Origin of the sequence: Nonomuraea sp. NPDC049152, from assembly GCF_040648355.1 — a bacterium.
Taxonomy (GTDB): Bacteria; Actinomycetota; Actinomycetes; order Streptosporangiales; family Streptosporangiaceae; genus Nonomuraea.
Genome location: NZ_JBEZDO010000010.1, coordinates 213569 through 238703 on the forward strand (window position 1 = coordinate 213569; position 25135 = coordinate 238703).

General features: G+C 68.4%; 26 protein-coding genes and 2 pseudogenes. 18 read left to right on the forward strand and 10 right to left on the reverse strand.

Features of this window, described 5'->3' with window-relative positions:
- Window positions 1-105: 105 nt before the first annotated feature.
- The 3 genes and pseudogenes from AB0B45_RS20580 to AB0B45_RS20590 all read right to left on the reverse strand — a co-directional run.
- A pseudogene (locus tag AB0B45_RS20580) lies at window positions 106-189 on the reverse strand (carboxymuconolactone decarboxylase family protein); the annotation flags it as partial.
- Window positions 190-214: 25 nt separating this feature from the next.
- On the reverse strand, window positions 215-1426 hold the full coding sequence (locus AB0B45_RS20585; protein WP_358132611.1) for a DUF6596 domain-containing protein: 1212 nt from the start codon (window positions 1424-1426) through the stop codon (window positions 215-217).
- Window positions 1423-1794 (reverse strand): YciI family protein, encoded by a 372-nt coding sequence (locus tag AB0B45_RS20590; protein WP_358132613.1) that lies wholly within the window; start codon window positions 1792-1794, stop codon window positions 1423-1425. The genes AB0B45_RS20585 and AB0B45_RS20590 overlap by 4 nt, the downstream gene beginning before the upstream one ends.
- A 255-nt stretch (window positions 1795-2049) precedes the next feature.
- Here AB0B45_RS20590 and AB0B45_RS20595 point away from each other — a divergent pair, with 255 nt between their 5' ends.
- Window positions 2050-3543: an MFS transporter gene (locus AB0B45_RS20595; RefSeq protein WP_358132615.1), complete on the forward strand. Its 1494-nt coding sequence runs from the start codon at window positions 2050-2052 to the stop codon at window positions 3541-3543.
- 177 nt (window positions 3544-3720) lie between these two features.
- On the opposite strand, the gene AB0B45_RS20600 is transcribed toward AB0B45_RS20595, so the two are convergent.
- The 3 genes from AB0B45_RS20600 to AB0B45_RS20610 all read right to left on the reverse strand — a co-directional run bounded on the left by AB0B45_RS20600 (window position 3721) and on the right by AB0B45_RS20610 (window position 4878).
- A complete protein-coding gene (locus AB0B45_RS20600; protein WP_358132617.1) occupies window positions 3721-4119 on the reverse strand; it encodes a hypothetical protein in 399 nt (132 codons plus the stop codon).
- A gap of 79 nt (window positions 4120-4198) precedes the next feature.
- On the reverse strand, window positions 4199-4534 hold the full coding sequence (locus AB0B45_RS20605) for an ATP-binding cassette domain-containing protein (protein ID WP_358132618.1): 336 nt from the start codon (window positions 4532-4534) through the stop codon (window positions 4199-4201).
- 53 nt (window positions 4535-4587) lie between these two features.
- Window positions 4588-4878 (reverse strand): antibiotic biosynthesis monooxygenase, encoded by a 291-nt coding sequence (locus tag AB0B45_RS20610; protein ID WP_358132620.1) that lies wholly within the window; start codon window positions 4876-4878, stop codon window positions 4588-4590.
- Between the two features lie 60 nt (window positions 4879-4938).
- Here AB0B45_RS20610 and AB0B45_RS20615 point away from each other — a divergent pair, with 60 nt between their 5' ends.
- The 6 genes from AB0B45_RS20615 (at window position 4939) to AB0B45_RS20640 (ending at window position 10587) form a co-directional block, all read left to right on the forward strand.
- Entirely contained in the window at window positions 4939-5571 is a 633-nt protein-coding gene (locus tag AB0B45_RS20615) for a helix-turn-helix domain-containing protein (protein WP_358132622.1), read from the forward strand.
- Between the two features lie 194 nt (window positions 5572-5765).
- Window positions 5766-6107 carry a metalloregulator ArsR/SmtB family transcription factor gene (locus tag AB0B45_RS20620; protein WP_358132624.1) on the forward strand — a complete coding sequence of 114 codons (342 nt, stop codon included), beginning with the start codon at window positions 5766-5768 and terminating at the stop codon, window positions 6105-6107.
- A gap of 355 nt (window positions 6108-6462) precedes the next feature.
- Window positions 6463-7356, forward strand: a complete 894-nt coding sequence (locus AB0B45_RS20625) for a TIGR03620 family F420-dependent LLM class oxidoreductase (RefSeq protein ID WP_358132626.1) — start codon at window positions 6463-6465, stop codon at window positions 7354-7356.
- A 487-nt stretch (window positions 7357-7843) separates the two neighbouring features.
- Window positions 7844-8665: an oxidoreductase gene (locus tag AB0B45_RS20630; protein ID WP_358132628.1), complete on the forward strand. Its 822-nt coding sequence runs from the start codon at window positions 7844-7846 to the stop codon at window positions 8663-8665.
- 517 nt (window positions 8666-9182) lie between these two features.
- Window positions 9183-9611 carry a DUF6463 family protein gene (locus AB0B45_RS20635; RefSeq protein ID WP_358132630.1) on the forward strand — a complete coding sequence of 143 codons (429 nt, stop codon included), beginning with the start codon at window positions 9183-9185 and terminating at the stop codon, window positions 9609-9611.
- A gap of 457 nt (window positions 9612-10068) precedes the next feature.
- A complete protein-coding gene (locus AB0B45_RS20640; RefSeq protein WP_358132632.1) occupies window positions 10069-10587 on the forward strand; it encodes a GNAT family N-acetyltransferase in 519 nt (172 codons plus the stop codon).
- Between the two features lie 112 nt (window positions 10588-10699).
- On the opposite strand, the gene AB0B45_RS20645 is transcribed toward AB0B45_RS20640, so the two are convergent.
- Together AB0B45_RS20645 and AB0B45_RS20650 are read right to left on the reverse strand one after the other, a co-directional pair.
- Entirely contained in the window at window positions 10700-10975 is a 276-nt protein-coding gene (locus AB0B45_RS20645) for a GrpB family protein (RefSeq protein ID WP_358132727.1), read from the reverse strand.
- A gap of 119 nt (window positions 10976-11094) precedes the next feature.
- Entirely contained in the window at window positions 11095-11301 is a 207-nt protein-coding gene (locus tag AB0B45_RS20650) for a GrpB family protein (RefSeq protein WP_358132634.1), read from the reverse strand.
- Window positions 11302-11721: 420 nt separating this feature from the next.
- Between AB0B45_RS20650 and AB0B45_RS20655 the strand changes: the two genes are divergently transcribed.
- The 3 genes and pseudogenes from AB0B45_RS20655 (at window position 11722) to AB0B45_RS20665 (ending at window position 14705) form a co-directional block, all read left to right on the forward strand.
- A complete protein-coding gene (locus AB0B45_RS20655; RefSeq protein WP_358132636.1) occupies window positions 11722-12507 on the forward strand; it encodes a GNAT family N-acetyltransferase in 786 nt (261 codons plus the stop codon).
- Window positions 12508-13179: 672 nt separating this feature from the next.
- A pseudogene (locus AB0B45_RS20660) lies at window positions 13180-13314 on the forward strand (IS5/IS1182 family transposase); the annotation flags it as partial.
- A gap of 350 nt (window positions 13315-13664) precedes the next feature.
- Entirely contained in the window at window positions 13665-14705 is a 1041-nt protein-coding gene (locus tag AB0B45_RS20665; protein ID WP_358132638.1) for a helix-turn-helix transcriptional regulator, read from the forward strand.
- 528 nt (window positions 14706-15233) lie between these two features.
- On the opposite strand, the gene AB0B45_RS20670 is transcribed toward AB0B45_RS20665, so the two are convergent.
- Window positions 15234-16001, reverse strand: a complete 768-nt coding sequence (locus tag AB0B45_RS20670; RefSeq protein ID WP_358132639.1) for an SDR family oxidoreductase — start codon at window positions 15999-16001, stop codon at window positions 15234-15236.
- Between the two features lie 367 nt (window positions 16002-16368).
- On the opposite strand from AB0B45_RS20670, the gene AB0B45_RS20675 reads away from it, so the two are divergent.
- From AB0B45_RS20675 to AB0B45_RS20695, 5 genes are all read left to right on the forward strand, one after another.
- On the forward strand, window positions 16369-17301 hold the full coding sequence (locus tag AB0B45_RS20675; protein ID WP_358132641.1) for an NAD(P)-dependent oxidoreductase: 933 nt from the start codon (window positions 16369-16371) through the stop codon (window positions 17299-17301).
- Window positions 17298-18221: an RNA polymerase sigma-70 factor gene (locus AB0B45_RS20680; protein WP_358132643.1), complete on the forward strand. Its 924-nt coding sequence runs from the start codon at window positions 17298-17300 to the stop codon at window positions 18219-18221. Before AB0B45_RS20675 ends, AB0B45_RS20680 begins: the two co-directional genes overlap by 4 nt.
- Before the next feature lie 77 nt (window positions 18222-18298).
- Window positions 18299-18451, forward strand: a complete 153-nt coding sequence (locus tag AB0B45_RS20685) for a hypothetical protein (protein WP_358132645.1) — start codon at window positions 18299-18301, stop codon at window positions 18449-18451.
- Window positions 18452-18875: 424 nt separating this feature from the next.
- Window positions 18876-19865 (forward strand): 2-oxoglutarate and iron-dependent oxygenase domain-containing protein, encoded by a 990-nt coding sequence (locus tag AB0B45_RS20690; protein WP_358132647.1) that lies wholly within the window; start codon window positions 18876-18878, stop codon window positions 19863-19865.
- A 219-nt stretch (window positions 19866-20084) separates the two neighbouring features.
- Window positions 20085-20684 carry a dihydrofolate reductase family protein gene (locus tag AB0B45_RS20695; protein WP_358132649.1) on the forward strand — a complete coding sequence of 200 codons (600 nt, stop codon included), beginning with the start codon at window positions 20085-20087 and terminating at the stop codon, window positions 20682-20684.
- 383 nt (window positions 20685-21067) lie between these two features.
- Here AB0B45_RS20695 and AB0B45_RS20700 read toward each other — a convergent pair whose 3' ends face one another.
- The gene (locus AB0B45_RS20700) at window positions 21068-21688 is read right to left on the reverse strand and encodes a TetR/AcrR family transcriptional regulator (RefSeq protein WP_358132650.1); all 621 of its coding nucleotides are present in this window, start codon (window positions 21686-21688) and stop codon (window positions 21068-21070) included.
- Between the two features lie 114 nt (window positions 21689-21802).
- Between AB0B45_RS20700 and AB0B45_RS20705 the strand changes: the two genes are divergently transcribed.
- From AB0B45_RS20705 to AB0B45_RS20715, 3 genes are all read left to right on the forward strand, one after another.
- Window positions 21803-22828 (forward strand): hypothetical protein, encoded by a 1026-nt coding sequence (locus AB0B45_RS20705; RefSeq protein ID WP_358132652.1) that lies wholly within the window; start codon window positions 21803-21805, stop codon window positions 22826-22828.
- Between the two features lie 485 nt (window positions 22829-23313).
- On the forward strand, window positions 23314-24399 hold the full coding sequence (rsgA, locus tag AB0B45_RS20710) for a ribosome small subunit-dependent GTPase A (RefSeq protein WP_358132654.1): 1086 nt from the start codon (window positions 23314-23316) through the stop codon (window positions 24397-24399).
- Between the two features lie 89 nt (window positions 24400-24488).
- Entirely contained in the window at window positions 24489-24998 is a 510-nt protein-coding gene (locus tag AB0B45_RS20715) for an N-acetyltransferase (RefSeq protein ID WP_358132656.1), read from the forward strand.
- The last annotated feature ends 137 nt before the right edge of the window (window positions 24999-25135 follow it).

Below are 25135 nucleotides of genomic sequence, written 5' to 3' on the forward strand. Positions count from 1 at the left end.
GGTATCGGAGAAGCCATGACGTCACCCATCCTGGTCACCGGCGGAACGGGCCCGCAGGGCGGCCGCGACGTACGCCTCCTGAGTCGACACAGACGCGAGTCCGGGGCTGATACGGGTGCCCTGTTCGGTCAGTTCCAGGGCGGCCCGCTCGGCGTCGGTGAAGACCTTCGCCTGCCGCCAGGCCGCGACTGATCCCGCAGGGGAGTGGGGCGGACTATGTTCTCAACCGGCCGGCCCGGGACTCCAGGTAGCGTTGCTCGGCGATGCTGGCGGTGGACTTCGCGGCACGCCGGTAGTGCTCGTACGCCCCGGCCGTGTCGCCGGTCTTCTCCAGGAGATGCGCCCGTACGGACAGCAGCCGGTGATGCCCGGCCATCCGCTCATCACTGTCCAATGTGGACAGCAGGGCCAGTCCTGCCAGCGGGCCCTCGGTCTCGGCGAGCGCGATCGCCCGGTTGAGGGTGACCATCGGGTTGGGCGCGATCCGTTCCAGGATCAGGTAGAGGGCGTGTACCTGAGGCCAGTTGGTCTCCTCGGCCGTGGCCGCGTCGGCGTGCGTGGCGGCGATGGCGGCCTGCAGCTGGTAAGGCCCCAGCGCCGGGTCGGCCAGCGACGCCTTGACCAGCTCGGTGCCCTCGTCGATCAGCCCGCGGTCCCACTTCGTCCGGTCCTGCTCGTCCAGCGGCACCAGGTCGCCTGCCGCCGTCGTACGTGCCTCCCGGCGGGCGTGGGTCAGCAGCATCAGCGCGAGCAGCCCGGTCACCTCGCCGTCCTCGGGCAGCTGCGTGTGCACCATCCTGGCCAACCGGATCGCCTCGTGCGCGAGGTCGGCGCGGTGCAACTCGCTGCCCGAGGAGGCGGTGTAGCCCTCGTTGAAGATCAGGTAGAGCACGTGCAGGACGACCCGCAACCGCTCCTCGCGCTCCGCGCCGTCCGGCAGGCCGAACGAGCTGCCGGCGGCCTTGATGCGCTGCTTGGCCCGGCTGATCCTGACCGCCATCGTCGCCTCCGGCACCAGGAATGCGCGGGCGATCTCGGCAGTGGTCAGGCCGCCGACCGCCCGCAGCGTCAGGGCGGTCTGGGAGGCCGCGGTCAGCGTCGGATGGCAGCACAGGAACAGCAGGACGAGCGTGTCGTCGGTGTCCGGCACGTCCTCGGGCACCACCTCGGTGGCCGTCGCCGACTCCCGCTCGCGGCGCGCGTGGTCACTGCGCATCTGGTCGATGAGCCGCCGGGACGCGACAGTCATCAGCCAGCCGCGCGGGTTGTCCGGCATTCCCTCGGCCGGCCACTGCACGGTGGCGGCGAGGACGGCCTCCTGTACGGCGTCCTCACACCCTTCGAACTGGCCGTGCCGACGTATCAACGCGCCGAGGACCTGCGGCGTGAGCTCACGCAGCAGGTCCTCGATGGCTGGTGCTGTCATGCCTCCAATTGTCCGTCAGCGAACATCACCTGCCGCACCTCGATCCCCAGACCCTCGATCGCGGCGTCCGGGATCTGCGCTGCCAGCTCGATCGCCCGCTCCTTGTTCTCGCAGTCGATCAGGTAGAAGCCGCCCAGATACTCCTTGAACTCCAGGAAAGGTCCGTCGGTCACCACCGGCTGGCCGTTGCGTACGGACACCACCGCGGCCTGTGACGGGTCGACCAGCGCCTGCGTGGTGATCAGCTCGCCGGACTTCTTCAGCGCCTCGATGAACGTGCCGTGGCCGTCGCCGATCGCCGCCTTCTCCTCGTCTGTCAGCGCGTCCAGCACGGCCGGGTTGATATGCATGCTGATCAGGAACTTCATCTCGCACTCCTCGTGGTTCGCGAGCCCCGGCTGGGCCCTTCGACCGGTTGGTCGGAGCCGCCGCCGCTGTCTTGACATCCCCCGCCAGAACTTTCGCATGAGTTCTTCGCCGTCTCATCGCCCGGACCGCGAGCTCGTCATCTCTGGTCCCCCCGCCGTGGCTGACGCGAGAGATCTCCGTCCGTACCGATGTCAAGAAGCTCTCGACCGCTCCGACCAACCGGCGAAACGTCGAGAGAACAGGAAGTTTCGGATATGCGAGTCAACCGGGCATGGCTGGGACTGGTCGTCCTCATGTTGCCGACATTGCTCGTCGCGATGGACACGACGGCGTTGCTCCTCGCGCTCCCACAGCTGAGCGCCGACCTGGGTGCCACCAACGTCCAGCAGCTGTGGATCAGTGACAGCTACGGACTCATGGTGGCCGGCCTGGTCATCACGATGGGTACACTCGGCGACCGGATCGGCCGCCGACGGCTGCTGATGATCGGCGGAGCGGCGTTCGCGGTGCTGTCGGTCGCGGCCGCCTTCGCGGTCAGCCCGCTGATGCTGATCGTCGCGCGTGCGCTGCTGGGCGTCGCCGGCGCGACCCTGGCCCCGTCCACACTTGCCTTGATCACCAACATGTTCCGCGACGAACGACAGCGCGGGCAGGCCATCGCGATCTGGGCGACCTGCCAGTTCACCGGCGGCGCGCTCGGACCCGTACTCGCCGGATTCATGCTCCAGCACTTCTGGTGGGGATCGGTGTTCCTGGCGGCCGTGCCGGCGATGGCGTTGCTGCTGCTCGCCGGGCCGGTCCTGCTGCCGGAGTTCCGCAGCGACCAAGCCGGCCGGCTGGACCTGGCCAGCGTCGGACTGTCGCTCGTGGCGGTGCTTCTGATGGTCTACGGCATCAAGCAGCTGACCGTCGAGAGCGTGCCGGTCGTGCCGGCGGTGGCCCTCGTCGTCGGCGCGGCCATCGGATTCCTGTTCGTACGCCGGCAACTGCGGCTGGAGACGCCGCTGCTGGACCTGCGGCTGCTCCGCAACCGCCCGTTCACGGCGGTACTCGTCGGGCTCGTCTTCGCCGGCTTCGCCATGGCTGGTACGGGCCTGCTGGTGACCCAGTACCTGCAGAGCGTGCTGGGCTTCTCGCCGGTCGCGTCGGCGGTGCTGTTCGCACCGATGGGCCTGGGAGTGGCGGTCGGCACCATGGCCGCGCCGGCGCTGGCCCGGCGGATGAAGCAGACGACCGCGATCGCCGGCGGGCTGGTGGGGTCGGCGCTGGGCAGCCTGCTGCTGGTCGGCGTCGACGGTGCCGGCGCCCTGCCGCTGGTGATGATCGGTATCGCCGTACTCGCGCTGGGCACCGGCCCGCTGTTCGCGCTGGGCACCGGGCTGATCGTCGGGTCCGTACCGCCGGAGCGCGCGGGCTCGGCGGCGTCGATGTCGGAGACCGGTAACTACTTCGGCGGTTCGCTCGGCTTCGCGCTGATCGGTGTGATGGCCGCGGTGGTCTACCGCAGCCGGATGGACGGCACGTCCGACTCGCTGGCCGGCGCGGTCGCCGCCGGCCGGCACCTTCCCGCCGGCCAGGGCGCGGAACTGCTGCACACGGCGCGGGAGGCGTTCACCGCCAGCCTGCACGTCACCGGCGTCGTCGCCGCGGTCATCTTCGCCGGGCTGGCCGTACTGATCCTGACCATGCGCCCGGCAACCCGGACCACCCCGGCCGCACTCCCCGACTACGAGGCGACTCGCTTGTAGAACCCTGCCGACCTGGCCCGGGACTGCGGGCGGCCGGCAGCTGCCCGCGTCCCATGAACAGCACGATGAGCAGGTAGAACAGCGTAAATGTGATCATTTGAATGAGGCTTTAGCGCCATCCGGCGGCGAGGTTGAGCAGGCCCTTGCGAACCTCTGCGGCGAATCCGCGGACGAAGGTCACGATGACTCCTGCAGGGCTCGGCGGTGGTTGCGGACGAACAGCAGGCCGCTGACGGCGGTGAGCGCGAGCGTGTGGAGGAGCAGCCAGGGCAGGGTGCCGCCGTTCCAGACCTCGGCAAGCCAGTCCGGATAGAGGGCGAGCGGCAGGAACGAGCCGTTGAGCGGCAGCACCAGCGAGGTGAACAGCGACTGCAGGGCGCCGATCATCGGGGAGGCCAGCGCGAGAGCCGCCAGCAGGAACGTGAACGCCAGCACGTTCACACCCAGAAGTACGGCGGGCAGGAGCGCCGCCCAGCGCAACGGGATCGCGATCCCGGCCACCAGCATCGGGACGAGGCAGGCGACCGCGGCCACCGCCAGGCCGAACACCGAGGCGGTGATCAGCCGGCCGACCATCGGAGCCACGGCGGCGCCGGGGTCATCTGGGCCTGGGCGAAGGTGCCGGCGCGTTTCTCCTCGATGAGGTCGGCCACCATCACCAGAGCGGCGTACTGCAGGAACCAGTAGCCGCCGATCGCGACCAGTGTCCGCGGCAGCGGCTCCAGTAGACGTTGCGTGAGCCTTCCAGCACGGCGCTGAACTGCTCCATCGCGGCCGAACGCTGCCGGACCACGTCGAAGCCACCCAGCCGGACCCGGCCCGAGGTAGGAGTCAGCAGCCCGGCCGGCATCTTGCTGGTGGTGGTCTTGCCCGCGCCGTTCGGTCCCAGGAAGCCGAAGAGGGATCCGGCGGGGATGCGCAGCGACACCTCGTCGACCGCCCGGACCTGCGCCATGCCGTACACCTTCGTCAGCGCCTCAATCTCGATCATGTCATCTCCTCGATGGGGGAGTCCCGGCCCCCTCCGGGGCCGGGACAGGCCGGTCAGAGCTCGTCGAGAACCTCGATGTCCTCCGCGGTGACCTCGCGGGCCACCGCGAACGCCGCGGTGGCCGCGGCGGTGCCTGGCAGTGCCTGGCGGGCCGCCTGCAGGCTGGCGGCCGAATCCCAACGCCAGACACCGACCCACGTCTCGTCGTTGAGTCGGCCGAGGCGCGCCTCGGTGAGTCCGGACAGCGCGGCCCTGGTCGCGGAGACCAGAGCCGCGTGCCGTGCCCGAACCTGCTCGGCATCGGTGGGATCGGCCTGGAAACGGGTGATGCTGATGATCGACATCACTGGACCTTCTCTCTAGAGTTGACTTCTAGCAACTGAATCTAGAGATAGACTCTAACCATGAGCAACGTCAAGCGGCCGAACAAGCGAGCGCAAAAAGCGAAGGAGACGCGCCGGCGGATCCTTGCGGCTGCACTGGAGCTGTTCGTGCAGGACGGATACGGCGCGACGAACCTTCAGGACGTCGCCGACAAGGCCGGGGTCGCGGTGCAGACGATCTACTTCGTCTTCGGCAACAAGCGCGCCCTGCTGAAGGAACTGGTCGACGTGACGATCGCGGGTGATGACGAGCCGGTGGCGACGATGGACCGGCCGTGGTACGCCGCCGCACTGGCCGCCGACACCGCCCAGGACATGTTGCGCGCCTACGTCGCGGGCGCGACCGCGGTCCTGGAGCGGGTCGCGCCGATCGGCAGGGTCCTGGAGGCGGCGGTCGCCAGCGACCCCGAGGTCGCAGCCCTGTGGTCGCACGACGTTGATCCGCGTTACGTCGTTCAGCAGGGAGCGGCCAAGGCGCTTGTCGGCAAGCCGGGCGCGCAGGCGGAGATGTCGGTGGAGGAGGCGGCCGACCTGCTGTACGGCCTGCTCAGCCCCGAGCTGTACCTGCTGTTCGTGCAGGAGCGGGGCTGGTCGCGTGAGCGCTGGGAGCGGTGGGTCGGCGAGGTCCTTCGCGCCCAGCTCTGCTCGAACTAGGACGTCAGCTCCAGATCACGCAGCTTCAGTCGTGGACCTCCATGTCGGTGTGCGCCGGTGACATGGAGGCTGCAACGTTCGGCCGGGAGCGCGAGCCGAGCGCCTCGAACTGCCCTGTCGCCTCACGGTCGCGTAGTGGCAGGTTTGTCATATCGAGGTTCCGCGAATTGACCCTATACTCGTCTCGACGGCCCATGACTACACACGCCAAACCCTCACCAGACGCCTCCGCGGAGCTGCTTGACGTGTTCAAGGCGCTCGCCAACCCCGTGCGGCTCCAGGTGCTCCAGTGGTTGCGCGATCCCGAGCACCATTTCCCGGTGGAGGAAGCGATCGCGGACCCTGACGAGGTCGGCGTGTGCGTCAGCCACATTCAGGCCAAGACCGGGCTCGCGCAGTCGACCGTCTCCGCGTACATGGCATCGCTGCAGCGTGCCGGGCTGGTCCGCTCCACCCGCGTCGGGAAGTGGACGCACTACCGGCGCGACGAGGAGCGGATCGCCGAGCTCGTCGACGTGCTCGGACGCTCGCTCTAGCGGCTCGCCGGGCGCCCGCGGCGCAGTATGCCACCCCGACTTCCTGGAAGATGATCCGCACGGCCGTCGGTAGGCGGCGACGACGACGGCTTGGGGACGGCCAGGTTCAGAGTGTGCGGCGATGGTCGAGGAACGGCACGCCGTTCTTGCCCCGCTCGACGGCGAGGAGCTTCCACGACTGGGCCCCGTCGCCCTCGCATACCTGCCTGCCGTACCCGACCACCGCGGATGCGACGACCGGCCGCAGCTCGGTCCCGCAGCGAACCGGACTTTGTCCTCATATCGACTTTCTGCGATACTTCGATCCGTAGCTGGATGGTGAGGGACGGTTTCGCGCCGTCGACAAGGGGGAGACATGGGCGTGATCGATGGGATGGATCTGGGGCGCTTCGGGGTCTGGACGTTCGACTTCGAGGACCAGCCTGCGAGCATGATGCGAGATTCCATCCAGGAACTCGAAGAGCTCGGCTGGCAGGCATTCTGGATCCCTGAGCGGGACGGACGTGAGGCGATGACGCACGCCGGGTTCCTGCTGTCCTGCACCGAGCGCATCAGCGTCATCAACGGCATCGCTCGGATCTGGTCCCGCGAGCCGAGGTGGACCCAAGGTGCGGCATTGCTCCTGGCCGACGCCTACCCGGATCGCCATCTGCTCGGTCTCGGTTTCGGGGGTGAGCGCCCAGGGGCCAAGCCGCTGCAGGCAATGAGCCAGTACCTGGATGACATGGACGCGGTGACGAACGCCAATCCTGCGCCGCAGGCGCCGATGCGACGCCTGCTGGCAGCGTACGGACCGAAGATGCTCGAGCTGGCCCGCGACCGGTCCGAAGGCGCTCACACCTACCACGTGACGGTGAGGCACACGGCGCAGGCGCGGGAGGTGCTGGGCGACAAGCCGTTCCTCGGCGTCGAGCACGCAGTGCTCTTCGAGAGCGACCCGGACAAGGCGCGCGAGATCGCGCGCGAACATCTGCACGGGTACTTCACCACGAAGTACAACATCGCCAAGTTCCTTCGCCTGGGCTACACAGAAGCGGACATCGACGGCGGCCGGGGCAGCGACCGGCTCGTCGACGACCTCGTGTTCTGGGGCGACCTCGACACGGTCGTCGGCAAGCTGCACGACCATCTCGACGCCGGCGCCGACCACGTCGGCATCCAGGTTCTCGGAATCGAACCCGGCCAATCGGCCATGCCGCAATGGCGGCAGCTGGCCGAGGCGCTGCTGCCCCAGCGAGCCGCCACGTAGACCTCGTGCTCCACGTCGTGGGTCGAACCATCGGGCCGTCGGTTTCAGTCACCCGCGGTCTGGCCGTGCAGCTGCTGAAGGGCGTGCGGGGCGAACCGCCCCGCAGTACGCGGCACATTCCGCCGGGCTCGGCTACAACGCCTACGCTCTGTTCATCCGCCAGCTGGCCGACCAGCAATCCGTACGACAGGAGTACACGGGCAGCGAGCTCACCCTTCCGACCATGAGGTTCGACAAGCTCCCGAGTCACGTCGACACCGAACTGGAGCGCCGGGCGGTTCGCCAAGCCCCGCAGCGCCCCCTGGCGCCGAGCGTCAACCAGAGGAAGCATCCGTCGATGGCCAGGGTCGACCCGGCTTCTTCTCATTACCGCCAAACTGCAGTACCACCACTCCGCGGCGGTCACCGACCTCATGGAGTTCCCCGACAGGGCGCGCCCGCTCACCGGCACCGGGTGGGCAGAGATCGCCGAGGCGGATCTAGCCTGGTGGAAGAAGCAGTCGCGCTGGAGGGGGCGGCCATGGAACTGCATCTGTCGGGCAGGAAGGCCGTCGTCACGGGGGCGGGGAAGGGCATCGGCCTGGCGATAACCCAGGCGCTGGCCGCTGAGGGCGTCAACGTGGCGGCCGGCAGCCGGCACGTCACCGACGAGCTGTCGCAGCTCGCCGACGAGGGCCTGGTCCACCCCGTCGAGGTGGACCTCGCGACAGCGGACGGGCCTGCACGGCTGGTCGAGGCCGCCGTCTCCGCCTTCGGCGGCATCGACGTCCTGGTCAACAATGTCGGCGCGGTCACCCCGCGCACCGACGGGTTCCAATCGATCACCGACGACGAATGGCTCTCCACCCTGACGGTCAACTTCCTCAGCGCGGTGCGGGTCACCCGCGCGGCGCTGCCGTACCTGCTCGACGGGGGCGAGGGGGCGATCGTGACCGTCAGCTCGGTAAACGCTGTGCTGCCCGACCCCCTGGTCATGGACTACAGCGCCGCGAAGGCGGCGCTGGGGAACTTCAGCAAGTGTCTGTCCAAGGAGCTCGGCCCGCGCGGCATCCGCGTCAACACCGTCAGTCCAGGACCGGTGGCCACGGCCCTCTGGCTCAGCGAGGACGGCATGGCGGCGACCGTCGCCCGCACGAGGGGCGGCGAGCCCTCGGACGTGATGAAGGGAGTCGCGAGCCAGTCGGTGACCGGTCAGTTCACCCGCCCCGAGGAGGTCGCCGACCTCGTGCTCCTCCTGTCCAGCAGCAGGGCGGGGAACGTGACAGGCTCGGACTTCGTCATCGACGGAGGCCTGATCAGCACCGTCTGACGTTTGCGACGGCGTCAGTCCGGGAGTGGCGGTAAGCCAGGAATGCTGCAGCGGCCATTCCCACTACGGCGAGCGCCTGACCGGACGCACCCGAAACGGCGCCGAATGCCAGACGAAGGGCGACCTTGGGCAGGTAGACGGGTACGAGGAGGAGCCCGATATCTGGCAGGACGGCAAGACGATCCCGTTCGCCATCACCGCGGGTCTCCCGCGTCGATGCCGGTCCAGATCGACGTCGAGGAGATCGAACCAGGTCATGAGCCGGGACCTGGGCGGTGGTAGCCAGGGTCGAGCATCTGGCGATCGGCGAGGACGGCGGCCCCGCCAGGACCGGGCGAGCGAGCAGATCGCTGGCGTGGGAGTACTCCACGCTGCGAAGATCCCCGGCGGCTCGCTGCCGCCACCATGGCTACGACCGTGGGCGGCACGGCCCTGTGCTCCACTCCCCGCAGTGGGGGAGTGGCATCCCTCCCACGGGGGAGTCGCAGGGGGCCGTAGCCCAAAGACGATGGTAGCCATGAGCACCGCATCCGCAGCCGGCCCGCCTACATCGTCCGCGCGCCCGAGCCGGCTCACGATCTGGGCCGGCCGAACCATGATCCTGATCGCTGTGGCGCACACCGCTATGTTCGCCCGCGTCGCCCCCTGGGCCAGCTGGCTGGCCGGGGATCTCCGCAACCGTGTCGCGGACAGCGACTCGGTGGCGACGTTCTGGGCACTGCCAGGTGGGTTCGTCGTGGTACTGGCGCTGCTGGGACTCCTGGTCGCGCGGGCGGGGAAGCAGGGACAACACGTTCCCGGGTATGTCGGCTGGTTGCTCCTGGCCTGGGGAGCGCTGGCCGTCAGCCTGATCGGACCGAGTGGATTCCTCGGCGCGGCCATCCCCGCCGGGCTGCTCATCGCGGCGAACCTCACCGCCAGACGACACGCCCCCAGCCGAACCTGAGCAGGAGCCCTACTCCCTCCGACGTCAGCGGCTACGGTGCTTGCACGGTGATGCGCCTGCTTCGGGAGCCCCTGCCCGAGTATTGGCCGTCAGCGCACCACGGCGGCCAAGGGCCTGCGCGACCTGATCTCCTGGAAACGGGCCCCTGGTGCGTCGACCCTTAACCGCACCCCGAATCGCCTCCTCTGAGGTGGCCAGGCGCCTCAGCCGACGGGCCTCGGAATGGCAGCCGAGCAGCGCCGGGGCCACCACCAGGCAGACCAGCTCGAAGTCGCTGAGTAGCGGCGGCCTGCCCATCCGCCGCCTTCCTCCGATCTAATCGCCGATCTCCACATATAGTGCGATCAAGAGGGTGTCCAGGTCTGTCGCCACGAACGGATCCTGCGGGGCCGTATTCCTGAAGGCAGCCCGACTGAGGGGATATTGATCGGTGACGGGGTTGGGAACTGAGCGGCTGGTGCTGCGTCGCTGGCGTGAGGAGGATCTGGAACCGCTGTCCGTGATCGACGGAGATCCGGAGGTCATGCGCTTCATCGGTGATGGCTCGGTCCGCACCAGAGAGCAGACCGCGGCCGCGCTCGCGTCCATGGAGCGGGGGTGGGACGAGCGTGGCTTCGGGATATTCGCCGTGGAGCTGCGCGAGACCGGGGAGCTGGCCGGTTGGGTTGGGCTGACGGTCCCCGGCTTCCTGCCCGAGGTGCTGCCGGCTGTGGAGATCGGTTGGCGGCTGGGACGGAATTTCTGGGGCCGGGGTATTGCCACTGAGGCAGCCGGACAGGCGCTGCGCTTCGGATTCGCCGAGGCGGGCCTGGATCGGATCATTAGCATCTGCCACGTCGATCACCACGCGTCCGCCCGCGTCATGACGAAGCTGGGCATGCGCCAGGAGCGGGAGACGGTAGTCCCGGCCCACGGGCAGCCGGTGCGAGTCCTGGCGATCACCCGAAGTGAATTCAATGTCATCCACGGTGGCTGATCTACGGGTCGACGCTTGGCGAAACACGTGTCCTATCTCGTTGAAGGTGGCGCGGCATGGCCCCCTGACCTGGGAGACGCCAACTTCGGTGAGACGCCGGACGACCGTCGTCTCAGCGAATCCGGCGTTTGATCATGGAATGGCCCTCTGGCGGGTGGTGCGGCATCCAGTTCGTCGCGGTGGCCCAGGATTCGGCGATCGTGATGACGAGGTCGACCACGGGGTCCTTGACGTCAGCGTAGGTGCCGGTCTCACTGACGGTGCCTGCGAGCACCCTTTTGAAGCGGGCGTAGGCGGGGACTGACTCGGGGTGTGCTCGGAACCAGTCGTGGAATAGCAGGGCGAGTCGCTCGTTGGGAGCGCCGTGGATGCGGACATGCAGGTTGATGTCCCCGTCCGCGTGCTCACGCCGTGTCTACAGTCTCTTCCTCCAGCGCTCCGGGACATCGTCGCATCCGGCCGGGACGTGGTCATGCCGATGGACGGATCGCTGGAATCCCCGCTCAGTCAAGGGCTGGTCGAAGCTGTCCTCGGCCTCCTGGAGATCCATGACGCCGGCTGCAGATCGAAGACCGGTTTGGCGGCCATGCCGGGGATCGCTGTGCTTCCGATGTGCTCGACATGCAGGGCCAGCGGCGCGAGTGCGGAGAGCAGCAGCCGTGGACGCCTTGCCTGGATTATTCGACTGGCCTCTTGACCCGTGTCGTTGATCATGGCGTGCGCCTCCCACCTTGACCTGGTGGTACGCCAAGTCATGGAGCTCGGATGCGTGATGTCGTCAGGGCGGCGGAGACGAGGCCGGTGCCGATGAGGCAGCCATCCAGCACGTCGGTGTCGTCCCGGGTCACAGCAGATGATCGGGGCGCAGCTCGCGGGTCTCTGTCGGGACGGTGGGGCGAGTCCGGCGTTCGCGACGCGACAACGCTGTGCGACGGGTTTCCCCGGTCGGCGTGCTCGGCAAGTGCCAGGACGGCCATTTCGAAGACCCCGGAGCCATAGCCTCAGCCCGCGCATCTTGTTCACCAGTCTCAGCAAGTTGGCGCGTCAGCTAGACAGGACAGCTCGGGGTGGCGCATCCATCGATCTGTGGAAATGATGTTGCGGCCCTGCTTCACCTGCTGGGACAGTCTCGGCATGCAGAAGCGCGCGGCGACGCTGAGCGATCTAGCACCTCTGGCGGCGTTGTTTCAGGCGATCAATCGTGCCGAGATCGGGCGAGTGGAGACCGATGAGGCCGACATGCGGCAAATTCTGACGGCACCAGGACTCGACCTCGGCCGATACAGCTGCGTGCACGAGCACGATGGTCAGCTCCTCGGCTTCGCCGCGCTCCACGCCGCACCGCATGTCGGCCAGCTCCGCGCGCACTTGGGAGTGTCGCCGACCGCCCCCGAAGCCTTGGCTGACACGCTGCTGCGGCAGATTGAGAACTGGGCGCAGCAGCACCCACCGTCCGGAACTCAGGTCCGGGTCGCCACCTCCGACGGTGACCGGCGTCGCCTCCACATGGTGCTTGAAGACGCGCTGGCCGGACACTGGAACCATCGCCGTCGGACGTTCGATGAGTTCTGGACCGACCAGCAGCAGCGGGGCGGCCACGATCCTGCTCTGTGGTGGATCGCCGAGATCGACGGAACCCCGGTAGCCTCGCTCATCGCACGCGCCCAACTCGACCGGGGTTGGATCGCCTGGCTCGGCATCGAGCAGCGTTTCCGCGGCCGAGGTCTGGGCCGCTTCCTCCTCCTCACCGCGTTCGCCGAGCTGCAAGAACGCGGCTACCCCATGGTTGGCGTCGATGTCGACAGCGCGAACGAGACCAACGCCTTGGGTGTTTACGAGGCGGTGGGCATGCGTGTCCTCGGCCAGGCCGACCAGTGGCGCCGAGACATCGGCCTTCGCAGACTCAGCCCCTCGCGCTGAGCGCATCACCCTGGAATGGCGTGAGTATCAGTCCTCGTCAGGACCAACTGTGACCGACTCTTTGAACCGGGACTAACCGGGCTCTCAGCAGTTCAAGAGCGTCAACCAGCAGTCACAGCGCGCAACCATGATCATGCGACAGGCCCGATGAGACATTCCCCCAGGTACGCCATGATCCATGAGACACCACCGTGCCCGACGTCTCATTCAAGTTGGCGCGCCGCAGATCAGAGTGTTGCCATCACGCCAACTCCATCGAGACCGGACAACACGGCTCCCGCACTTCGGACTTACTCGCCTGGTCGGCAACGCATGAACGGAGCAGACCCGGGGAGTGCGCGGTGAGCGACTCAGCAGGCATCGCGGGCGTCGACGCGGTCGTGGTGGTCACAGCGGTGCCGCTGTCCCGGAGGGCGCCGAGTTCGACGATGACGAGCTTGGGATCCATTTCAGCGGGCCGGTCAGCCGCGCCGTTCTCTCCGGGGTCGATGGGTACTTCGTGGCTCCGAGCCTCGACGGCATCTCGATGGCGATCAAGGGTCAGGCCCGTCTGCAGTTGGCGGGCGATGTCCGCGCCAGCGGTGTGAGGATCACCACAGGCATGGACGCCATCGAGCCGACGCTTTCAGCTGCCGACACACGGAACAATTGGAGCGACTCGAGAAAGGCGGGGTCGTGGAGCGGACGAGCGCCCTGCTGCACCGGCTCCGCCGCCTGCGCATCCGCTGGGAGATCCGTGACGACATCCATGAAGCCTTCATGGCCCTCGTGGCCGCTATCATCTGCTGGCGACACCTCGTCCGCTGATCTTTCTGTTAGGACCTTCAAGTCCTGAAGCGACGGCGCCGGAGGTGATGGCCCTGATCGAGCGTTCCGAGCGCTAGATCCTTCAGGTGAGCCTGACCAGAGGACATGAAGCGATAGTGATGCCCTCTGATGAGTTCACCTGGCTGAAGTCCGATGGCATCGACGACGCCCTCATCCAGCCCCACTCCGGCCACGCCGGCCGTACCTGAAACCTACGACGGCGTCATCGACCAGTTCCCCGCGTAGACGGGAATGACATCAACGGCACCGTAAAGGCTGCATTCACTTAGAGTAGTAAAAACATTACCGTGTGCTTGCATGTGCACTCCGCGCTGTGCTGACGTGGGGGCGTGACCTCATGTCAGGACCGGGTGGTTCACGAGCTGCGCACGCTGATGGATCAGGGCATCGCCGCCGAGCACCTCGGCGCCGCGATTTCCGCGGTCATCACGCCCTGGGTGCGTCACGACGCGCTGCGCCTGGTCGGCACCAGCCCGGCGACGGGGCTCGGGCAGGGCTCGTTCAGCTTCTGGCACCAGTACGAACGCGAGCTCGCCGCGACCCTGCTCGCGCACCGCCATACCCACGGCGATCCCTGCCGCCCTTCGTCCCTGGCGCGGCGGCAGGTACCGGTCGCGGTGGCAGGCACCGACGAGGGGGCGCGGCAGGCGTTCGCGGCCTGCGGCGCCTCCTGCGAGCTGCGGCTGCTCCTGCGCGACAGCCGCGGCGTGTGGGGACTGCTCGGGCTGGTACGCGCCTGCGACGCCCGCCCCTTCACCGGCGACGACCTGCACAAGGCGACGCTACTCGGCCCGGCGCTGGTGACCGCCTTGCGCCGGTACGTCACCGCGGGCCCGCTGGCACCCACCATGCCCGCGCTGCCCGCTGGGGTGATCGTCGTCGGCCCAGACCACTCGATCCGAACCGTGACGCCGCAGGCACAAGCGTGGCTCGACCGGCTACGTTGCCCCGATCGCCACGGCGCGCATGCCTGGCTGGCGGACACGTTCGTGACGGCCCTGGCGATCGACGCCGGCGAGCACGTCCGCAGCGCGGACGGCGCCAGGCCGCTCATCTGCGCCCCCGCGGCCCGCTACGGTCGCTGGCTCGCCGTCGAGGGCCAAGCCCTCGACGAGGACGGCACGGGCGACGTGGCCGTGGTCATCCAGTCGGCCACGGGCGGGCTGATGCTGCCCTCATTCTGCGACTGGTACGCGATCACGCCGCGCGAACGCCGCGTGCTGGAACTGCTCTGCCGGGGAGCCGCGCCGAAGCAGATCGCGCGGCTGCTCGACCTGTCCGCACACACGGTGAACGACCACCTGAAGGCGGTGTTCCGCAAGACCGGCGCGGCCGGCAGGGACGAGCTCATGGCCGCCTTCACCACCTGAACGCCATCCCCAACCCTGGGGGATGCCCGCCGCCTCCACGCAGCCCGTCACCCATCCGGCGCCCGCCATGGCGGTGGTCGTGGACGGCGTCGAGCACGACCCCCGCGACCTGTCGCGGTTCGACGGCCGTCCGCTGACCTAACTTCGGCGGCAGCTCCCTGTTCGTCACGCCCTTCTCCGACATCCCCACCCTCGTCCCCAGCGGCTGGAATGACCGCATCTCCTCCGTCTGGAACCTCGGCTGACCCCGCACCACCGCCCCAGCAGAGGGCTAGGCCAGTAGCGGGCCTGACCGCGCCGCAGGAGCAGGACGGCACACCACCTGCGCGCGGCCGGTCAGGCCCGCCCTGCCGCGTGTGCGCTGACCTGCCAGGCGGCCAGCTCGCCGCCCCGCCGCACCAGGATGCGATCAGCTCGGCGTGAGCGACGTCCACCCGATATCGAAAAGATGTGATCTTCGGTGTGTTGACGGTGTGTTATCAGCAGAGGCCGTCTACACCGTCCGTCTGCCGCTGTCCAGGGTCACCATCACCAGGGCACCGAGCCGGCCTCGCTGAAGAAGCCACCGGTCGGCCCGTCCGCGCCGAGCGTGGCCAGGCGCACCAAGATCGCGGCGCCCTGCGCGACCGTAAGGTATCCGCTGTGGTTGTTGATCTCCGTGTCGACGTAGCCGGGGTCGGCGGCGTTGATGAGGATGCCGTCCTTTCGCAGCTCATTGGCGTACTGCACGGTCAGCGCGTTCAGCGCGGTCTTGGAGGGCGTGTACGCGGCCGACGCCAGCAGACCGGCCAGCGGGCCGTCCGGGTCGCTGGCGATGGTCAGCGACCCGGCGGCGCTGCTGACGTTGACGATGCGCGGCGCCGGCGACCGCCGCAGCAGCGGGAGCATGGCATTGGTCACCGCGATCACCCCGAAGACGTTGGTTTCGAACACCGCCCGGACCATGTCCAGGTCGACGGAGCTGGGGACTTGATCGTGGGCGTCTTCGGGCGAGACCTGTCCGGAGCCGGTGATGCCGGCGTTGTTGATCAGCACGTCGAGGTGGCCGAAGCGCTCCTCTACCTGCTTCGCGGCCGCCCGGGCGGAGGCCTGGTCGGTGACGTCCAGAGTGACCGCGTGCGCGTCGCCGCCTGCCGCGCGTAGCGCCGCAGCGGCCTCCTCGCCACGCCGCAGGTCTCTGGCGCCGATCAGGACCGTCATGCCCAGCGCAGCGAGTTGCTCGGCAGCCGCCCGGCCGATCCCCTTGTTCGCCCCGGTAATCAGCGCGATCTTCTGGGGTGTGGTGTGCTCGCTCATGCCCAGCTCCTTGCTATGGGATGGTGTGTTCTTCGAAGAGCCTGTCTTCGGAACCCGAGACGAGACAGCCCGGCCACCTGTGACATGTGGACAGAAAGAATGACTGGGATCGTTGGCGGACAAACCCGGGACAAATCCGGCCGCCCGCCGGCCCAAGACCAGGTCGCTCATGGGCCGTCCCTGAAACACTCGATTCCGGGACGACCATCAGAGGCCCGGCGTTGGGCCAGCGAGTGGCGAATTCGTCTCGGGCCTCGCTCGGGCGGCACCACGGACCTTCGCCCACCTTCCTGCCCGCATGTCACAGATGGCCGGGCTGTCTCGTCTCGGGTCTCAGAGACAGACTCTGATCAGGAAGGTGATGGTCATGCGGGTGTTCGTGGCAGGTGGGACCGGGGTCCTGGGGCGGCGGCTGGTGCCGCAACTGGTGGAGCGTGGCCACGAGGTGACGGCGACGACGACGAGCGCGGCCAAGCTGGGTCTGCTGGAGCAGCTGGGAGCAGAGAGCGTCGTGATGGATGGGCTGGATGCGGTGGCGGTCGGTGAGGCGGTGGCGGCCGCCCGGCCGGACGTGATCGTGCACCAGATGACCGCGATTTCCGTGGCACACGCCGGTAAGCCCGATATGAAGCACATGGATCGGTGGTTCGCCGGCACCAACCGGCTGCGCACCGAGGGGACGGACCACCTGCTGGCCGCCGCCGAGGCGACCGGCGTCCCCCATTTCGTCGCACAGAGCTACGCCGCCTGGAACGGCATCCGCCAGGGCGGCTGGGTGAAGACCGAGCAGAACCCGGTGGACCCGATGACGGGGACGCCGGCGGAGCCTGGGATGACGGCGATCCGCCACGTCGAGGAGGTGGTCGTCAAGGCCGGCGGCGCGGTCCTGCGGTACGGCTGGTTCTACGGGCCGGGCGCCACCGACGACCTGGTCGAGCCCGTGCGCAAGCGGCAGTTCCCTGTCGTCGGGGACGGCGCCGGCTACTGCTCGTGGGTGCATCTGGACGACGCGGCGAGCGCTACCGTGCTGGCTGTGGAGCAGCAGGCGAGGGGCGTGTTCAACATCGTCGACGACGAACCGGCCCCGGCCGGCGAGTGGCTGCCCTACCTGGCCGCGTGCGCGGGAGCGAAGCGGCCGATGCGGATCGCCACGTGGCTGGCCCGGCCGCTGGCCGGGGAAGTGGCGGTGATGATGATGACCGAGGGGCGGGGCTTCTCCAACGCCAAGGCCAAGCGGGAGCTCGGCTGGGAGCTGCGCTACCCCTCCTGGCGGCAGGGCTTCAAGGAGGAGCTGGCGTGAGGCGGGTCGAGGAGTTCCAGGAGCTACGGCCGCTGCTGTTCTCGATCGCCTACCGGATCCTGGGCAGTGTGAGCGAGGCCGAGGACGCGGTCCAGGAGACCTGGCTGCGCTACGAGGCCTCCCCGACACAACCCGCCTCGACCAAGGCGTTCCTGTCGGCCACGGTGAGCCGGATCTCGATCGATGTGCTGCGCTCGGCCCGTGTCCGGCGGGAGGAATACGTCGGACCGTGGTTCCCCGAGCCGCTGCTGGCCGACCCCTATGAGGACCCGGCGCGGTCGGCGGAGCTGGCCGACTCGGTGTCGATGGCGGCCCTGTTGCTGCTCGAACGGCTCAGCCCGCTCGAACGCGCGGTCTTCGTGCTGCGGGAGGTGTTCGGGTTCGGCTTTGGTGAGGTCGCGTCGGCGGTGGGGCGGTCGGAGGCGGCGTGCCGCCAGCTCGCGGTGCGGGCCCGCCGCCACATGGACGCGGGACGCGCTCGGTACGAGACCGACCGCCGGGAGCGAGAAGAACTCGCCGAGCGATTCTTCGACGCCTTCCGGGAAGGCGACGTCGCCGGACTGCGAGAGCTCCTCGCCGCTGACGTTCAGATGGTCGGCGACAGCGGCGGCAAGGCCCCGCTATGGGGCAAGGGCGTCTTCGGCGCCGAGAACGTGGCCCGGGTGCTGGCCGCGATCGTCCCACCGTTCGTCCGGATCGGCGGCGTCGTGGAGCCGCACGAGGTGAACGGCCAGCCGGGCGCGATCTTCCGCGACCGGGACGGCAAGGTCGCCAACACCTTGACGTTCGACATCCTCGGCGGGCAGATCCAGACGATCCGCGCGGTGATCAACCCCGACAAGCTCGCGCACGTTGGTCCTGTGGCGGACGCCTGGGCGGTCCTCCGCGAGACGAACCAGGCTCGCCGGCCCACGGATTGACCGCAAGCAGGAGCCGGCTGTCCACAAACCAGTGCGGATGAGGACCTGCCGCATCAATGATCACGCGCTCGCTGCCCATGAGAAGTCCTGTCATCGTTGAGCATCACGGCGACCTCGGTGGGTTCGACACCGAACTGCTGACCAGGACCACGTGGCGGTGCTGCCCCGCCACCACCGACTGGCCGGCCGCGCCACCCTGGTGCCGGCCGGCCTCGACGGCGATCCGCTAGCCCGCTAGGCCGGTCCGGAAGGGCGAGCGGCCCGGAGGTGCGCGGCCCAGGGCAACTGATGCAACTGGTCGCCCTGGGCCAGATGGTCGCCGTGGTCCCGGAATCGGTGCGGCGCCACACGCGATCGGGCGTGGTGTGTGCCGCTGCTCGACGCGCCGAGGAGCTCGATCCTGCTTGCCTGGCCCGAGCGGACGCGGTCGCGGGCGGTGGCCGCGTTCGTCCGGGCAAGCATGGAGATCGCGGCCGCTGGTCCGGTGATTGAGACGGTGGCGGCTCCTGGAGTGCCTCGGCGAGCGTCTTCCAATCGAGTGTCTTCCGGGGTCTGGCCTTGAGCGTGGCAGGGCCAACGTTACGAAGACTGGCGCCTCCAGTGTGTCCCCTCGGAATTCGATGCTATTCGCCGTAAATTCCAGAGAATGGCCCTGTGAGCGAATTGCCGGTGATTGACATAGCGCCACTCCTCGGACGCGGTACGGCGGGCCCGGGCGACGAGGGTGATGAGAGTACGGCGAGCAAGGCGGACGTGGCCGCAGAGATCGGCGCGGCCTGCCAGGACAGCGGCTTCTTCTACATCAGCGGACACGGCGTTCCGCCCGAGCTGATCGCCCGGCTCGACACCGCCGCCAGGGCGTTCTTCGAGCTGCCGCTTGAGCTCAAGAACGAGATCTCGATGGACAAGGGCGGGCGGGCCTGGCGCGGCTTCTTCCCGGTGGGCGGCGAGCTCACCTCCGGCCGACCCGACCTCAAGGAAGGCGTGTACTTCGGTGCCGAACGCCCGCCGTCCGACCTGCCGCTGCACGGGCCGAACCTGTTTCCCGTCCAGGTGCCCGGCCTCCGCGCCGCCGTACTGGAATATCTCGACACGATGACCGCAGTAGCCCAGGCGGTGATGGGCGGCATCGCCCTGAGCCTGGACCTCGCCGAGGACTACTTCCACAGCGGCTACACCGCCGACCCCACCATCCTCTTCCGGATCTTTCACTATCCACCGGCCAAGCCCGACCCGGGCGAATGGGGCGTCGGCGAGCACACCGACTACGGCCTGCTCACCCTGCTCCTCCAGGACTCCAACGGCGGCCTCCAGGTGCACACGCCGCGCGGCTGGACCGACGCGCCGCCCGTCCCCGGCACGTTCGTCTGCAACATCGGCGACATGCTGGACAAGCTCACCGGCGGCCTCTACCGGTCGACACCGCACCGGGTGCGCAACCTCAGCGGGAACGAGCGGCTCAGCTTCCCGTTCTTCTTCGATCCCGGCTGGGACAGCGAGGTGCCGCCGCTGCCGTACACGGAAGGCGGGCGCGCCCGATGGGACGGCCAGGACCTGCGCGCCTTCACCGGCCCCTACGGCGAGTACCTGCTGTCCAAAGTCGCCAAGGTCTTCCCGCAACTCGGCGCCGACGTGCTCGACTGATCAGAGCAGTGGAGCCACCGCCTCGCACGTGAGCGACGCCAGGAGCCGCCTGAGCATGACAGGGTTCTGCCGCGCGCTGGCTGTGGTGAGGCGGATCGAGGACGAATTGGAAGAGGAGGCCGCCAAAGAAATCCGGTCGACATGTAGAGAACAGGTAGGCGGCTCCGACTTCCCCGTGAGCGGCGCCAGACGAGCGCCGGAAACGTAGGAGGCAGTCAGATGAGCAAGGTCACCTGTGACATGGCGATGTCCCTCGACGGCTTTGTGGCGGGACCGAACCAGAGCCTGGAGAACCCGTTCGGCAAGGGCGTGGGGGAGCGTCTGCACCGGTGGATGTTCGACGAGCCCGAGGTGCACGCCGCGGTGATCGAGGGCATCGCGGCGGCGGGTGCCTTCATCATGGGCCGTAACATGTTCGGCCCCAGCCGAGACGCCTGGGACATGGACTGGAATGGCTGGTGGGGCGACGAGCCGCCGTACCACGCGCCGGTCTTCGTCCTCACCCACCACTCGCGCGAGCAGTTGACCATGAAGGGCGGCACGACGTTCACCTTCGTCACCGACGGGATCGAGGCGGCACTGGCCCAGGCACGTGAGGCCGCCGGCGACCGCGACGTCGCCATCGCGGGCGGCGCGCGGACGGTGAACCAGTACCTGGCGGCAGGGCTCATCGACGAGCTGCGCCTGCATGTCGCGCCGGTGATCCTCGGCAGGGGCGAGCGGCTGTTCGACGGCGTGGGGGACACCACCCTCGAACCACTCGGCGAGGTGTCGGGCACCGGTCTCGTCACCCATCTGAGGTACCGCGTGATCCGGTAGCGGCCACCGCAGGTCAGGTGAGCGTCTCCACGTATGCGGCGGCCTCGTTCATGAGGCCGCGCCAGGTGTCTTCGTCGAGCTCGGGCAGTTCCACCCTTTCGCGCATGCGCCTGGTGCCCATCTCGAGGATCAGTGCGCGGTTCCCTCGGCCCTCGGAGTTTGGAGGAACCGAGAAGCCGCTGTGGGCAAGCCGTAGTGACCGAGATCCGCCGGCGCACGATTCCGTTCCGACACAAGGATGCGGCGTTCAGTAGGCCGAGGAATCGACAGCTGCGGCGGATGCTCCGTCCGATTCTCGGAAAAGATCAGTTCTGAGCATCGCGACGATCGTCACGCTGATCGGACATTGACAGGTGATCGCCAGGATGCCGGCCTGCGAAAGATCAGCTTGGGGTCGGACCGCGTCGCCGCACCAGTGGTAGGTACACCTCGTCGACGATCTCGACGAGGACGTCGTCGGGTGCGCTAGGGGCCCCGCGCACGACGAACTCGTTGCGCAGCAGAACCATGGCCACGGTGGCGACCCGTGGATGAAGTGCTTCGGGGGAAGCTTCACCGCGTGCGACCGCGCGCCCCAGGACGGTCAACCAGGAGGCGGCTGCGGCGTCGCTCGACTGTTCTTGCAGCTGCGCCAGGAGTTCCGACGCGCCGCCGGCCGCGGAGAGTAGTTCGCGCAGGATCGCGCCGAGGGGGGAGCTCCAGTGGCGGTTCGCCTGGCGTAGCACCTCGAGGACGTCGTCGCGCAGATTGCCGGTGTCGGGCGGTTGGAATGCCGTGGCCAGTTGCCGATAGGCGGCGATGCCGAGCATGAGGCGGTTTGGCCAGCGGCGGTAGATGGCGTTCTTGTTGGTGCCGGCACGGGTGGCGACCTTGTCCATGGTCAACCCGGCGTATCCGGATTCGGTGATTTCGTCCACCGCGGCGCGCAGGATCGCCTCCTCCAGGACGGCTCCGCGTCGCCGCGTCTGCCCAGCACCTGGCTGCCTCATCGGGTCCTCTGTCATGGCCCTTCCCGCAAGCGGTACCGATCGTACCCTCACATTCTGGTTGTCACACCTGCGTTTCGGCAATTAAGGTACGGCAAGTACCGTAGTTTCCCTCCTGGAAGAAGGCGCGACATGCGAGCCAAAGGCATCAGCTACGACACCGGCTTCGTCTACAACGGAGCGATCGGCCACAAGCTCTTCGACTCGGAGCTGGTCAAGCGCGAGCTGCGCATCATCCGTGATGACCTGCACTGCACTGCCGTCCGCGTCATGGGTGGCGATCCGGAACGGTTGGAGCTCGCGGCGGCCCACGCCGCCGACCTCGGCCTCGAGGTCTGGTTCTCTCCCTACCCTCTGGAACTGACCACCGACGAGATGCTGTCGCTGTTCGCCGACTGCGCCGCGCGCGCTGAAAGGCTCAGGCGGCGGGGAGCCGAGATCGTGTTCGTCACCGGCGCCGAGCACTGCCTGATGAACAAGGGATTCCTGCCCGGCGACAGCCTCGACGAGCGGGTCGAGTCGCTGAGCCGACCAGATCGCGTGCGCGAGCAGATCGGCGAGATCAGCGCACGTGTCAACGACTTTCTCGGCAGGGCCGTGGCAGTCGTCCGTGAGCACTTCGGCGGCAAGGTGACCTACGCCTCCGTACCGCTGGAGCGTGTCGACTGGACACCCTTCGACATCGTGTCCGTGGATCTCTACCGGTCGGCCGAGATCGCCGACCGCTTCACCGACGGCGTCCGTCACCTCGTCGCGCAGGGAAAGCCGGTCGCGATCACCGAGTTCGGCGCGGCCGGTTACCAGGGGGCCGGTGAGCGGGGCGCGCACGGTCTGGAGATCGTCGAGTACGACAGGGACACCCGTGCGCCTGTTCGGTTGAAGGGCGAGTACGCCCGTGACGAGGCCGGTCAGGCCGCGTATCTGCGCGAGCTGCTGGAGGCGTTCGAGGCCGGCGGCATCGACAGCACCTTCGTGTTCACCTTCGCGCTGTACGACCACCTGCACCGCCCCGACGGCGACCCCCGCGAGGACCTGGACCTGGCCAGCTACGGCATCGTCAAGGTCTACGAGGGCCGCCTCGGCGCCACCTACCCCGACATGCCATGGGAACCCAAGGCCGCGTTCGCCGCCCTCGCCGACTTCTACCGGGAGCACTGAGACAGCGAAAGCAGTCTTGAGCGGGTCGTGGCCCTCGTGCATCCGCTGTCGAGCACCTGGTGAACCCCGCTGCGGACCTGCCGGCAGAGGGTGGCGCAACCACCAGGAGCCCTGTCTGCAGCGACCCACGCTGATCGCGGTCACGGTCGCCTCCCGACCGAGGCGTCTGTGGAGAGCGGACAGCGGTGGTCTTCCCACGCGTCGACGCCAGGGCGCGCCCCAGACCCGATCGGGCCCATGAGGTGAGAACCGGACTCCAGGATCTAGCTGTGTTAGAGTAAAGATCGCAAGATCTTCGGATTCGGCAGTGGGAACTCTGAGGGAGGTGAGGTTGATGACCGTCGTGAAGATGGCTGCTGTCCGCGGCACCCGGTTCATCCTCACGTCCCGGGCCCTCGGCTGACCTTCTCTGCGGCAGCCCGCTCAACGCGGGCGTAATGTGCCGCCGTCTTCGCCGGGGCCCCACAACAAAGGGTTCCACACTGTTGTATTCCAACTCTTCTCCCGGCGGCGGTTTGTCCGCCTACGGCTGGGACGAAACGTTCGAGAAGTCCTTCGCATCCCACCACGCCGCGGGTCTCGTCCCCGCACGCGTCATCGGCGTCCACCGCGGCGGTGAATGTGATGTCATCACCGAGTCCGGCCCGCTACGGGCCGGCACCTCGCTGGTAGGCGCATCGGATCCGGTGTCGTCTCCGTGTACCGGAGACTGGGCCGTCCTGCGCACGGGCCGCGACCCCGAGCTGACGGCGCTGCTGCCGCGCCGCAGCGTCATCGTCCGCTCGTCGGCATCGCGTTCCTCGTACGGCCAGGCGCTGGCCGCCAACGTCGACACGGCCGCCCTGGTCGTCTCTCTCGGGACCCCGCTGAACCCGAGTCGCATCGAGCGGCTGCTGGCCCTGGTCTGGGAGAGCGGCGCGTACCCAGTGATCGTGCTGACCAAGGCCGACCAGTCGGCCGATCCCGGCCATGCCGTGGCCGAGGTGGCTCAACTGGCTCCCGGAGTGGAGGTCATCGTCGCCAGCGCCACCACCGGTCAGGGGCTGGATGCGGTCATGGCCGTACTCGTCGGCACGATGGTCCTGCTCGGCCCGTCCGGAGCGGGCAAGTCGACCCTGGGCAACGCACTGCTGGGCTCCGGCGTATTGGAGACCGGCGCCGTGCGAGCCCAAGACGGCAAAGGACGCCACACAACGGTCCGCCGCGAGCTGATTCCGCTGCCGAACGGCGGCGTCCTCATCGACACCCCAGGCCTTCGCGGGATCGGCCTGTTCGACGCCGACGACGGCCTCCAGCAGGTCTTCGCCGACATCGAGCAGTTCGCCCAGGAGTGCCGTTTCAGCGACTGCGGCCACGACTCCGAACCCGGCTGCTCGGTTCAGGCAGCGATCGCCTCAGGCGAGCTGAGCGAGCGCCGCCTGGACAGCTACCGCAAGCTCCAGCGCGAGAACGCGTGGGCGACCTCCCGAAGCGACGCACGGCTACGCGCCCAACGCGAGGATCACAAGAAGGCCATCACCCGATTCCTGCGTGAGACCTACGCCTTCCGCGAGCGTCAGGGACGGACGTGAGCGAACCGGCCGCGGAGTGTGCTGCTTCCCGGCCTGCGCTTCACCACACCACAGCCATCTTCACGACCACCGAAGGAATACCCACCACCATGTCCCACACCTGGCACGCTCGGCCCGAAACCGCGCAGGACATCCCCGCGATCCGCGAGGTCAACCTCGCCGCCTTCCCCACCCCTCTGGAGGCCGACCTCGTCGAGGCGCTGCGCGTCGATCCGGCGTGGCTGTCCGGCCTGTCCATCGTGGCAGCGGACGCCGATGGCACCATCGCCGGATACGCCCTGCTCACCCGCTGCCACGTGGATGACGTCCCCGCCCTGGCCCTCGGCCCCTGCGCCGTCTCGCCGCGCTACCAGAAGCAGGGTGCGGGCTCAGCCGCGATCCGCGCCGGCCTCGAGGCCGCCCGCGCCATGGGGGAGAACCTCGTCCTCGTGCTCGGCCACCCCGAGTACTACCCGCGGTTCGGCTTCACGCCGGCCTCCGGCTACGGGATCCGCCCGTCCTTCGAGGTGCCCGACGAGGCGATGATGGCGCTCGTGTTCGATGACGCCCTGCCCGTGCCGAGCGGCACCATCGTCTACCCGGCGCCGTTCGGCGTCTGATCATGCGGTCTGCCCGGGCCGGACACGGTTCCCGTCCCGGGCAGACCCTCCTGGCGAAAGTCCGCTGACAACGCTCAGGACCCGGGCAGTATCCCGCGAACCGCTCGCTGCTCCTTTCGCCCCGGCATTCTCCGCGG